Source organism: Lactobacillus leichmannii (genome assembly GCF_024701915.1).
Lineage (GTDB): Bacteria > Bacillota > Bacilli > Lactobacillales > Lactobacillaceae > Lactobacillus > Lactobacillus delbrueckii.
This window is the reverse complement of record NZ_QOCY01000016.1, coordinates 16,043-27,237: the sequence shown is the minus strand read 5'-3', so window position 1 is coordinate 27,237 and position 11,195 is coordinate 16,043. Positions and strand designations below refer to the sequence as shown.

The following is an 11,195-nucleotide window of genomic DNA, read 5'->3' as shown; positions in this document are numbered from 1 at the left end:
CTTTGAACGGGTTATTGCCTGGATCTGCAAGCTGGACCACGTTCGTGAAGCTGTCCCATTCCCAAGAATGATCAACAGAATGCAGCCATAAGCGCATTAGTTGTTTTTTAACAAGAATAAAAGCTAAAATAAAAGAGTGAGTTAACTCACTCTTTTATTTTTTGTGAAAGAACGTGAGAAAATGGCAAGTTACAATTTTTACCGGCAGCTGGGGGTGACCAGCATCAGCAATGGCCTGATTGCCTACTATGCCCGCCTGGGCTTGACTGAAGCGGAACTGGCCCTGGTCTTGCAGCTGGAAGCTTTCTTTCAAAGGGGAAATTACTTCCCCAGCAATGAAAAAATCGCGGCCAATACCAACTTCAGCGTCAGTGACGTCACCCTCTTGATCCAGAGCCTGCTGGACAAGGGCTGCCTGTCTCTTAGGCAGGCCAAGGACGCCAGCGGGAAGATCAGCAGCTGCTACAGTCTGGATGAGCTCTATGACAAGCTGGACCAGTATTTAGACCAGCATGTCCAGGTCAAGGACATGAACGGGGAAGTGCTAGAAGAAGCTAAAGACAGCTTGAATAACGATCCAATGAGTGACCTGGCCCGGGAGTTTGAGATTGAATTTGGCCGCTACCTGACCCCGATTGAGCGGGAGGAAATCCAAGACTGGCTGAATTTGGACCACTACGCCCCGGAGATTATCAAGTTGGCCCTGCGGGAAGCAGTCTTGTCCCGGGCGATGAGCTTCAAGTATGTTGACCGGATCCTGCTGAACTGGCAAAGAATGAATTTGAAGACCGCCAGCGAGGTCCATCAGTATCTGGAGAGAAACCGTTAATAAATTTTTGGGAGGATTTTAATGGAAAAAGACGAAAAGCTCTTGAGTGATGAAGAAGCAAGAAATGTTTTGAAGCAGATTGACGCCATGTTTCCGGAAGCAAAAGGGGAGCTGAACTGGGACAACCGCTTCCAGCTTTTGTGCGCGGTCCTGCTCAGCGCGCAGACGACAGACAAGATGGTCAACAAAGTGACCCCCCAGCTCTTCGCGGATTTTCCGACCCCGGAAGCCATGGCGGCGGCCAGCCAGGAGGAGATCGAGGCAGATATTTCCCACCTGGGCCTCTATCATTCTAAAGCCAAGCACCTCAAGGAAATGGCCCAGACCCTGGTCGCTGAATATGGCGGCCAGGTGCCGGGCAAGAAGGAAGACCTGGTCAAATTAGCCGGGGTTGGCAACAAGACGGCCAATGTCGTTCTGGCTGAAGGCTGGGGAGTTCCGGCAATCGCGGTCGACACCCACGTGTCCCGGATCGCCAAGAAGTTCAAGATCGTGCCGGAGAAGGCAACGCCTTTGCAGGTGGAAAAGCGGCTGGAGGAGCTGCTGCCAAAGGATGAGTGGATCCATACCCACCATGCCATGATCTTCTTTGGCCGCTACAAGATGCCTGCCCGGGCCAAGAACCCGGATCCCTACAGTTATTTAGATTAAGCTGAGAAAAGCAAAAATTTTGCAGGAGATAGCCATGATAAAATTGATTGCCTTCGATATGGATGAAAGCTTCATGCCGCGGAAGGGATTTTATGAACGTGAGCGCTGGGCACGCGATTTTGACCTGCTGCGCGCAAAAGGCATCCGCGTCTTGCCTATTTCGGGAGACCAGTACCAGCAAGTAGCGGACTTATTCCCGATGAAGGATGAAATGACGATTGGCGGCTTGAATGGTTCGGTGATTTTTGAAAAGGGTCAGCTGATTAAAGCAGACGAGATTGACCGGTCCATGGTTCAAAAAATAATGCAAATAATTGCGGAAAACGGCCTGGCACAACGGACCATGCTCTGCGGGATCAACTATTGTTATTTCTTGGAACAGGCTGATCCGGCTTTTCGCGAAAAAACGAATTTTTATTTCTCGCATAATCAGAATGTATCTAGCTTCCTGCCTTTGCCTGATGACAAATTCACAGAAATCGTGATAGTGCCAGGCACTGGCCGCATGGACGAAACTGAGGAGAAGCTTAAGGCAGTCTGCGCGGAAAAACTGCAGATTTTTAACTCGGGAGTAGCCAGCATCGACATTCTGCAGCCCGAAGTGTCAAAAGGTAATTCGCTTAAATGGCTGGCAAGCCGCTATGATCTTTCGCCTAAGGAAATCATGGCTTTTGGTGATGGCCTTAACGACATTGAAATGCTGAAATTCGCGGGCCATTCCTACGCGATGAAAAATGCCCGCGAAGAGGTCAAGGAAGCAGCCAAGTTCGTAACAAAACTGCCGGCTGCGGAGAATGGCGTCCTGGACACGATTGAAAAAGAAGTTTTGGGAATGTAAAAAGACCGCCGGAGAAGGCGGTCTTTTTTATATACTAGGCTAAAACATGTTTAATGAAAGCATCCAGTTCCTTTAAAACAGCTGGGGAGGTGAATTCTCCGCCGCCGTGGTCAGCACCCTTGATCAGGATGTAGGAGGCTTCTTTGCCGCACTCCTTTAATTTCAGATAAAGGTCAGTGCTGCCGATTGTGTTGACCGTCCGGTCTTTCGTGCCGTGAATGATCAATACTGGCGGAATGTCGGTATCCTTGCTGATATTGCACTCAACTGACAGTTTCCGGCGCAGGTCAGAATTCTCTCTTAAGTCAACATGGCCCATTTCCATCCCTTCCGGACTGTCAGCCTGCAAGTGGTTGATAGTTGTTGGGTTGCTGTCTTCACGCATGACGGAGACAGAGCCGTAAAAGTCGACCACGCCACTTACTTTGGCGTTAACATCTGGGTAGAGATTGTCTTCACCTTCCGGGAAAAAGCTGGCGTAAACGGCAGTGTGACCGCCAGAAGAATTGCCCGCTAAAATAACCCGCTTTGGGTCGCCCTGGTATTCGGGCCCGTGCAGCTTCATGAAGCGTACGGCGTTTTGGGCATCAAGAATCGGCTTCGGGAAGGAAGCCACGTCGCTGCCCCGGTATTCAACAACCGCAACAACATAGCCAAGAGCGGCGATTTTTGCCATCTGGGGCAGGTCGCGGTAAACATTTTGCTTCATCCATGCTGAGCCTTGGACGTAAACAAAGATCGGGTAAGTCAAGTCATCCGGATGGTTCCGTGTAGATGGCTCCAAGATCTGCAAGGTCAGTTTCTGTCCGCCATAATCTGCGTATTCAACGTTTGGGTGGTAGAGGACTCTGACTTCATCACCGGTACTGTCGATACATTTTACGTCTGGCAAGTCGGTTTGGTATTCCGGAAAATCCGGATAAGACCATTTCTTAATTTCCATAATTTTTTCTCCTTTTCACATGCTAATTCCATTGTATGGTAGAAAAAAGATTATTCCAGCAAAAAAGTTAGCGTTTTCAATAGAAAATTGCAATATACCAAAAAACACCGGCAGAAATTAAACTGCCGGTGTTTTCGCGTTGATCAATTCAGTAAAAATTACAGGTTAACGATGCTTCTTGGCCGGCCGCCCTTGGCGATGGTCAATTGGTCAGTCAAGCAGATCTGCACCATGTTGCGGATGGAAGTTTCCGTGTAGAAGGCTGAGTGCGGAGTAATGACAACGTTTGGCATCTTGGCCAGGGTCTTGTAGTCTTCTGGGATTTCGCTGTCCGTCAGGCCAGTGTGGCCAAAGTAGCTGGATTCCCCAGCCAAAGTGTCCAGGCCGGCACCGGCGATTTCGCCATCCTGCAAGGCCTTGATCAAGGCTCCAGTGTCGACTAATTCGCCCCGGGCACAGTTGATCAAGTAGGCAGACTTCTTCATTTTCTTCAGCTGCTTTTCCCCGATCATGTTTTCCGTTGATGGGAAGAGGGGAGTGTGGAGGGAGACGATGTCAGCTTCTTTCAAGACCGTGTCAAAGTCGGTGTAGGTCAAAAATGGTTCAAATTCCGGGTTGTAAGCCACGTCATAGGCGATGACCTTGGCCCCCATGGCTGAGAAGATTTCTGCCACGGCGCTGCCGATGTGACCGACCCCGATCAAGCCGACAGTCAAGTTGTAGATTTCATTGCTGATCAAGTTACTTGGCCAGGTAAAGTCATGGTCATGGTCCATCCGGTAGCGGAATTCCCCGATCTTGCGCAGGAGGTACATGGCCTGGGTAACCGTCATTTCAGCGATCGCCCGCGGGGAGTAGACCGGAACGTTGGTGACCAGCAAGTTGTACTTCTTGGTCCAGTCGAAGTTAATGGTGTTGAAGCCAACGATTCTGAGGCCGATGCACTTGACCCCGTATTCGCTCAATTTTTGGTAAACAACTTCTTCGTCAACCGGGCCAAGTGGCTTAAGGGAAACGCTGCTGCACCCTTCAGCTAAATCTACAGTCGCGCTGGTCAAGGCCTGGTCGGTCGTCTTAATTTCGACATCGTTTTTCTTAGCCCAGTCTTCAATGTAAGGCACTTCGATCGGGCTGACATTATACATGGCAATTTTAGTCATAAAAAACTCCTTTGTTGCATAATCTTTTGTTTTCTTGCCTCTTATATTTTACCGCAAATGCTGGTCAAACCAGGCAGTAATTTCTTTTAAGCGGCGGATCCGGTGTTTTGGCTGCCCGCTTCTGGAGAGCTCGTGGTTTTCGCCTTTAAAGAGGCACATTCTGCTTTCCACCCCGTAGTAGAGCAGGGCCCGGAACATCTGCATTCCTTCCGGCAAAGGACATCTGTAGTCTTCCAAAGAGTGGATGAACAAGGTCGGCGTGGTCACGTTTTTGGCATATTTCAAAGGAGACTGCTGCCAGGCATAGTCCAGCTTCTCGTCCAAGTTATTTGCGTCAATGGAGTAAAGGTCATCCCAAGGACCCACGTCTGACATAAAGGCATCGCTCAGCCAGTTGGACATGGACCGCTGGCTGGCGGCAGCCTTGAAGCGGTCAGTATGGCCGATCACCCAGTTGGTCATGTAGCCGCCATATGAACCGCCAGTGATGCCCAGACGGCCGGCGTCAATTTGCGGGATTTTTGCCAAAACAGCGTCCGTGAACTTCAGCAAGTCCTCGTAGTCTTCCCGGCCCCAGTGCCCCCGCATGTTGGCGTAGTCGTTGCCCTGGCCGTCAGAGCCGTAGATGTTGGCAAAGAAGACAAAGTAGCCCTGGCTTGCCCAGACCTGCATCTCGTGGAAAAAGGGGGTCCCGTAAACTGTCTTTGGCCCGCCGTGGACATCGAGGATGGCCGGATATTTTTGCTTTTCAGCAAAGTCTTTCGGGTAAAGAACCCAGCCATGCTGGGTATTGCCGGCATAGTCTTGATAGTCAACTTGAACGGCGGAAGCAACATAGCGGCCCTTTAAGGCATCTTCGTTATAGCTAGAGTGCTTGGTCAGCTGGCCGTCCTTGTAGCTGTAAAGTTGCTGGGTCTCGTTGGCATTTGGACCAGTAAACCAGCAAGTGCCGTCACTGGTAAAGTCAAAGAATTCGATGGAAGGAAATTCAAAGACAGGAGTAACTTTTTCGCCGTCAAAGCATTCCAATACCGTGTGGTCGACCTTAGTCGTGGTGAAGTAGAGGCAGTCCTCAAAGACCCGGCTGGTCCGCACGTCCAACAGGCAAAGGTCGGTGTCTACGCAGTTGCCCCAGCAGTCTTCCCAAGCCGTGGCCAAAGAAAGGGTTTTGAATTCCGGGTCATACTTGTAAAACTGAGGATTTTCTTCCGAGCCATAGCGCTTTTCATCAGTGGCCACCAGGTAGAGCTGGCCCTTTAAGACGCAGATGTCAAAAATTGACCACTCTTCTTTTGGCAAAAGCTGAGAATATTCCAGGCTGTTTAAGTCCAGCTTGTAGAGGGCGGACTTGCGTGCCTTGGATTGAGTGTAAGAATCCCCGGTGAAGTAGAGGTCAGTGCCATCGACATAGTGGAAGTCAAAGTTGAAGTATGGGTCATCTTTTAAGAGTTCGGTCAACTCCTTTTTGTCGGGGTCAAAAAGAAAGAGGCGGTCGCGGAACTTGGAAATAATGCCGTCGCCATTGAAGTAGGCCGGGAACTCATCTAAGACCACATAGTCTTTTTCATCCGGATCCTGCTTTTTCTCAGCTTCGTGCAAGTCAACCCGCCGGCTGAGGAGCAGGCGGCCGTCTGCTAAGACATTTTCAAGCGCGAAATCTTCTCCTTCTAAAGCAGCGATTTCCCTTGCTTCACCGCCCTTTAAGGAAAGCTGGTAGATAAAGGTCTTGTCCTTTTCCTTGGTCCGGTTGCTGGCAAAGCAAACCGTGTTTTCATCGAGAAAGACGAAGTCTCTTTCCTGGCCAAAGGAGCTAAGGGGACTGACTTGCCCGTCTTGCAAGGTCTCTAATGTGTAGAGGTATTTGTCTTTTTTGCTGGCATCTGGCAGGCCCTTGACCCAGACAAGGTTCTGACCCTTGGCCTTGAGCTTGCCCAGGTTGGCATAGTGCAAAAAGTCCTCAATTTTAATTGCGTCCATGATTTCCTCTTTTCTATTTCTGTAAGTCTTGTTGACAGATATTCTTGTTTTTTATCCTATTGCCATATATTTTAGTAGAGAAAAAAGCCAGGGCCTTGAAGAAATCAGTTGCTCTGGCTTTTTCGATAAATTATTAATTCAGCAGCTTAGTTATTCTGCTTGTTATCATTATTGTTGTCTTGCTTATTTTCTTCAGTCTTCGGCGCCTTGCTGCTCTGGCTGGAAGAAGATGCCGAGCTTGATGAAACCGCGCTTGAACTTGAAGAGCTAGATGAAGACGAGGAGTTCTTGCTTGAACTGGAACTCGAGCTGCTCTTCGAGGAGCTGGAACTTGAGCTTGATTTGACACTGGAAGTCACGGCTGAACTGGAAGCAGTAGAAGTATCGCTGCTTGAGGAGACATAGTCAGCGTCAGTCGGCGCATGCCCCTTGACAAAGAGCTCCCAAGTGTAGGGCTGGCCAGGGGAGGCTACTTTGTCTTCAGTATTTTTGACAATCCGCTTCTTGACGACCGTTGCTGGCATTTCCCAGTCTGTGCTGTCTTCGTCAGCCATCAAGTAGGACATCATGTACTTGTAGATCAGCTGGGCTGAGTACTGGCCGACTCCAGAGATCGTCCCGTCCTTCAAATTGTCATAGCCTGTCCAGATTCCGATTGAATACTGCTTGGTGTAGCCAACGAACCAGGAATCCTTTGGCGTTGAGCTGTAGCTTGGGTACTTAACCAGGTCGGAGTAAGAGTACTTAACCGTACCGGTCTTACCGGCCTCGTAGATCCCGCTGACCTTGGCCGTGGTCCCGGTCCCGCTGGTGAAGACGCCCTTGAGCATGTCGGTGATCATGTAGGCAGTTGACTTCTTCATGACCCGCTTGCCAGCAGAGTTATACTTGCGGACCTGCCCGTCAGCCGTTTCGATCTTGGAGACGAATTGCGGCTTTCTGTAAACGCCCATCGTCGCGAATGCCCCATAAGCAGCCGCCATCTGCAAGCTGGAGGCGTCAGCCCCGATCGCTGTTGAAAGACCAGCATTGGGACTGACGTTAACACCTAATTTTCTGGCAAAAAGCGAGGCCCGGGAAATCCCGACTTCATTCAAGGTTCTGACGGCCGGCACGTTTCTGGACTGAACCAGGGCATAGCGCATGCTCATTGACCCCTGGTAAGTGTTGTCCCAGTCATAAAGCTGGATATTAGTGCCCGGGTAGGTGTACTTGGTATCCTGCAGGATGTGGCTGGTTCCCCAGTTGAGGTATTGAATTGCCGGAGCGTAGTCTAAGACCGGCTTGATCGTTGACCCGGTTGACCGGCCTGTCTGGACTGCCCGGTCAAGACCCAGCTGGACTGACGGCAACTTCCGGCCCCCGAGGATGGCGATAACATGTCCGTTCTTCGGGTTGATGACCGTGGCCCCGATCTGCATCTTCTTGCTGGTAAAAGCAACGCTGCCGCTGTTAGCCAGGGAGTAAAGTTTGTTTTGGGCAGCCTGGTTGATGTTGATGGTGATCTTCAGGTTGTCATTGTATGGGTCGAAGCCGTCAGCCTGCACTTCAGCAATTGCTTCCTTGATGTAGGCGTCGTCGACCTTGCGCAGCTTGGATTCAGTGCTGGTCGTGTGCTTCTTAAGGCCCTTCTGTACGTCTTCAGCCTTGGCTGCCAGGTACTGCTTCTTAGTAATCTTCTTGTTGTCATACATGGCCTTAAGAACCAGGTCCCGCCGGTACTTAGCCTTCTTTGGGTAAAGGTAAGGGTTGTAGGCCACCGGGGCGTTAGGCATCCCGGCCAAAAGGGCCAGCTGGGCCAGGTCCAGCTGCTTGAGGGACTTGCCATAGTAGTAGTTGGCTGCAGTCCCCATCCCGTAGGTCCCATAGTTCATGTAAACCTTGTTGATGTAAAATTCCAGGATCTGGTCCTTGCTGTATTCTCTTTCCACCTTCATGGCCAGCCAGGCTTCCTGGGCCTTTCTGGACAGGGTCCGCTGGGAGCTGGCGGTTGAGAAGCAGGTCAATTTGACCAGCTGCTGGGTGATGGTTGACCCGCCGGCCACGGTGCTGGAGCTCTTGACGTTGGTCAAGAAAGACGACACGATCCGGAGGGGGTCGATCCCCAGGCTTTCAGAGTAGAAGCGCTTGTCTTCGATAGAGACGACCGCGTCTTTCAAAGTCTGGGGGATGGCCGAGTCTTTAGCATAGACCCGGGTCTGTGAACCCAGTGACATTAAAAATTTGCCGTCGGTAGTGTAAAAACTTGATGTGCCGCCGCTTTGCAGCTTGGAGGTGCTGATGCTCGGGGCGTCTTTGGCGTAGTAGGCGAAGACGCCGACGCCGGAGATGATCAGCAAGAAAAAGAGCAGAAAAAGCCATTTAATTACCCGCAGAACGGGCCGGGCCTTCTTGGCGCCGTCATTGGCGTGCAGGCGGGCCATCCGCGTGTTCTTTTGCTCTGGACTATTTGTTGCCATGTTCTTGTTTCCTATCCGCAATGATCCGGTCGACCGCCTCTAAATAGGGCAGGGCTGGCCAGAATCCGCTTTTAATTTCAAAGGAGTTAGCTTCGATTTCAGCAAGAGTCATGGAACTCTTGCCGGCAGCCTTCCAGTTTTGCCAAGCTTGAATCAAAAAAGATGCCGGGGTGACAAAGTAGCGCTCCAGGGTCATGAAGCCGATAAGGGCAAAGCAAATCCCCTCCTGGTCCAAACACTGCTCAAGGTGCAGGATCTGGTGCTCATGAAAGTTCTTTAAAGGAAAAGAAGTTTTGTTGCGCGTCTCCTTGGCTTCAAAATCAAGGTAGTAGCCTTGATAGACGCCGTTGTAGTCAGTCGTTGAGGCCTGACGAAAGTAGGCCTCGCGGATGACAGCCCGCGATCTTTTTGGGTAGTCGACCTTGACGATCTGAATCGGGGTCGGCTTCTTGTGAACGACCGCGATGCCCGCGTCAAGGTAGTACTGGTTTGATTCATTGATCTGCTGCTCCAGGGTCATCCCGCGGTCAGAAAAGCTGGCCTTTTTAAGCAGGGCCTTTTCTCCTTGCCGCTGAGCTGCCCTGAGGGGCATGACAGATCCAGTTGGGTATTTGACCATAAAGTTCACTCCTGGAAGTCATTATAACAATAAAAACTTGAGAAACCTAATCAGATTATTTGCAAACTGACTCTGAAGCTAGATCATTCCTGCTTTTGCGGTTAATGTTACAATGTTTTTAAGAAACTGGCAAAGCAAAAAGATTAAGGGAGGAATTTGCATGCAGCGAATTTGGATCAGCGGCTACCGGGGCTATGAACTGGGAACTTTTGGCGACAAGGATCCAAAAATCACGGTGATCAAGTATGCCATCAAGCAGCGCCTGACCAACCTGCTGGAAGAAGGGCAATTGGACTGGGTCATCACTGGCGCTAACCTGGGCGTTGAGCAGTGGAGCGCGGAAGTGGCCCTGGAACTAAGGCAGGACTATAACCTGCGCCTGGCAGTGATGCTGCCTTATCTTGACTTTGGCAGCCGCTGGAGCGAAAACAACCAGCTTAAGCTGCAGAATTTGAAAAATCAAGCTGATTTCTGGTCCGCAACTTCAAAAGGACCCTACCAGGGCGGCCGGCAATTCCGGGAATACCAGCAGTTTATGTTCCAGCACACCGACCGGGCCCTTCTGGTCTATGACCCGGAATACCCGGGCAAGAGCAAGTATGACTACGAGATGATCGAAAAATACCTGGAAAAGCGGGATGACTACCAGCTGGACCTGGTCGATTATTATGACCTGGAACAGGCCGCCAGGGATTATGAAGAAAATCAAAGGGAATGGTAAATTTTAACTCTTTCTTTCTTTTTTATAAGGGCGCTTTTTGATAAAATGACTTTAGTATAAAGGAGTCAAGAGTTAATGGCAGATTTAAACGATATTAAGTTGTCCGCGCAGGACATTTTGAAGAAGCAGTTCAGAAGCAAGGTCAAGGGCTATGATCCGGATGAAGTTGATTCTTACCTGGACCAAATCATTTCCGACTATGAAACCTTCCAGGACATCATTGAAGACCTTTACGGCCGGATTGGGGAACTGCAGGGGCAGGTAATCGACGCTGAGAAGCAGGTCAAGCAGGAAGAACAGGCCGTCAAGGAAATTCCGGCAGCCGGCCCGGCACCAGCAACTACTGAAAGCAAGGAAGAAGACGTTAAGACCTACGTGCCAAGCTCACAAAGGCAGCGGGCCAACTTCAGCCTGGATAACAGCAGCACTAGCGGCGAAATCTCAACTAACATGGCAATCATTCAAAGACTTTCAACCTTGGAGCGGAAGGTCTACAATCTGGAACAAAGAGTTTACGGAATTCAGGACTTACAAAAGTAAAGAAAGTTTGCTATAATAGCAATGTTGCAAGTTTTGAGCAGTCGCGGCCGGCCTTGAGCCGGCTGAGGAAAGTCCACGCACGCACGGGCTGCGATGCCCGTAGTGATCGTATTCAGCCCAATAAGCTGGAGGAGGCCCCAGGCCTCACGGCAGAGAAAGCGCTAAAGCCTAGCCATGCGTGAATATCTTGAAAGTGCCACAGTGACGGAGCAAGCCGGGAAACCGGCTTGGTGGAACGAGGTAAACCCTGCGAGCGTGTAACCCGAAATTTGGTAGGGGCGTCTCAACTTAGGCAAATGAACCAAAAGTTGGACTACATCATGTAGAGATAGATGGCTGCTGAAACCAGCCGCGGCCGGCGGTTGGTGGAACAGAACGTGGCTTATAGAAACTTGCAAGGCAGAGAGTTGGACTTCGTTTGAAGCCCAACTTTTTCTTTTTTTAGGAATAAGCCTGCA

Annotated in this window: 10 protein-coding genes and 1 other RNA gene; 6 read left to right on the top strand and 5 right to left on the bottom strand. The window is 50.4% G+C overall.

Annotation, left to right across the window (positions count from 1 at the left end):
- Positions 1–181: 181 nt before the first annotated feature.
- Genes DS743_RS00940 through DS743_RS00930 form a run of 3 tightly spaced genes read left to right on the top strand, consistent with a single transcriptional unit; the run spans position 182 to position 2,318 of the window.
- Positions 182–829: a DnaD domain-containing protein gene (locus tag DS743_RS00940; RefSeq protein ID WP_002878410.1), complete on the top strand. Its 648-nt coding sequence runs from the start codon at positions 182–184 to the stop codon at positions 827–829.
- Between the two features lie 21 nt (positions 830–850).
- Positions 851–1,480 carry an endonuclease III gene (gene nth, locus DS743_RS00935; RefSeq protein ID WP_002878412.1) on the top strand — a complete coding sequence of 210 codons (630 nt, stop codon included), beginning with the start codon at positions 851–853 and terminating at the stop codon, positions 1,478–1,480.
- Between the two features lie 34 nt (positions 1,481–1,514).
- Complete coding sequence (locus DS743_RS00930) at positions 1,515–2,318, top strand: Cof-type HAD-IIB family hydrolase (protein ID WP_035184334.1); 804 nt, start codon at positions 1,515–1,517, stop codon at positions 2,316–2,318.
- A gap of 34 nt (positions 2,319–2,352) precedes the next feature.
- Here DS743_RS00930 and DS743_RS00925 read toward each other — a convergent pair whose 3' ends face one another.
- The 5 genes from DS743_RS00925 to recU form a co-directional block, all read right to left on the bottom strand.
- Positions 2,353–3,261, bottom strand: a complete 909-nt coding sequence (locus DS743_RS00925) for an alpha/beta hydrolase (protein ID WP_035176567.1) — start codon at positions 3,259–3,261, stop codon at positions 2,353–2,355.
- Positions 3,262–3,419: 158 nt separating this feature from the next.
- Complete coding sequence (locus DS743_RS00920) at positions 3,420–4,421, bottom strand: D-2-hydroxyacid dehydrogenase (protein ID WP_003613508.1); 1,002 nt, start codon at positions 4,419–4,421, stop codon at positions 3,420–3,422.
- 48 nt (positions 4,422–4,469) lie between these two features.
- A complete protein-coding gene (locus DS743_RS00915; RefSeq protein WP_035184338.1) occupies positions 4,470–6,398 on the bottom strand; it encodes an alpha/beta hydrolase family protein in 1,929 nt (642 codons plus the stop codon).
- Between the two features lie 146 nt (positions 6,399–6,544).
- Complete coding sequence (locus tag DS743_RS00910) at positions 6,545–8,857, bottom strand: transglycosylase domain-containing protein (protein ID WP_072544200.1); 2,313 nt, start codon at positions 8,855–8,857, stop codon at positions 6,545–6,547.
- Entirely contained in the window at positions 8,844–9,476 is a 633-nt protein-coding gene (gene recU / locus DS743_RS00905) for a Holliday junction resolvase RecU (protein WP_003615052.1), read from the bottom strand. Before recU ends, DS743_RS00910 begins: the two co-directional genes overlap by 14 nt.
- Before the next feature lie 160 nt (positions 9,477–9,636).
- Between recU and DS743_RS00900 the strand changes: the two genes are divergently transcribed.
- From DS743_RS00900 to rnpB, 3 genes are all read left to right on the top strand, one after another.
- Positions 9,637–10,197 (top strand): SLOG family protein, encoded by a 561-nt coding sequence (locus DS743_RS00900; RefSeq protein WP_013439504.1) that lies wholly within the window; start codon positions 9,637–9,639, stop codon positions 10,195–10,197.
- Positions 10,198–10,272: 75 nt separating this feature from the next.
- Complete coding sequence (locus DS743_RS00895) at positions 10,273–10,737, top strand: cell division regulator GpsB (protein WP_013439505.1); 465 nt, start codon at positions 10,273–10,275, stop codon at positions 10,735–10,737.
- 29 nt (positions 10,738–10,766) lie between these two features.
- Positions 10,767–11,127, top strand: an RNA gene (gene rnpB / locus DS743_RS00890) — RNase P RNA component class B.
- The last annotated feature ends 68 nt before the right edge of the window (positions 11,128–11,195 follow it).

Coding starts and splice junctions, on each gene's coding strand:
- DS743_RS00940 (WP_002878410.1), top strand. CDS start 182: ATGGCAAGTTACAATTTTTACCGGCAGCTGGGGGTGACCAGCATCAGC.
- nth (WP_002878412.1), top strand. CDS start 851: ATGGAAAAAGACGAAAAGCTCTTGAGTGATGAAGAAGCAAGAAATGTT.
- DS743_RS00900 (WP_013439504.1), top strand. CDS start 9,637: ATGCAGCGAATTTGGATCAGCGGCTACCGGGGCTATGAACTGGGAACT.
- DS743_RS00910 (WP_072544200.1), bottom strand. CDS start 8,857: ATGGCAACAAATAGTCCAGAGCAAAAGAACACGCGGATGGCCCGCCTG.
- DS743_RS00930 (WP_035184334.1), top strand. CDS start 1,515: ATGATAAAATTGATTGCCTTCGATATGGATGAAAGCTTCATGCCGCGG.
- recU (WP_003615052.1), bottom strand. CDS start 9,476: ATGGTCAAATACCCAACTGGATCTGTCATGCCCCTCAGGGCAGCTCAG.
- DS743_RS00895 (WP_013439505.1), top strand. CDS start 10,273: ATGGCAGATTTAAACGATATTAAGTTGTCCGCGCAGGACATTTTGAAG.
- DS743_RS00920 (WP_003613508.1), bottom strand. CDS start 4,421: ATGACTAAAATTGCCATGTATAATGTCAGCCCGATCGAAGTGCCTTAC.
- DS743_RS00915 (WP_035184338.1), bottom strand. CDS start 6,398: ATGGACGCAATTAAAATTGAGGACTTTTTGCACTATGCCAACCTGGGC.
- DS743_RS00925 (WP_035176567.1), bottom strand. CDS start 3,261: ATGGAAATTAAGAAATGGTCTTATCCGGATTTTCCGGAATACCAAACC.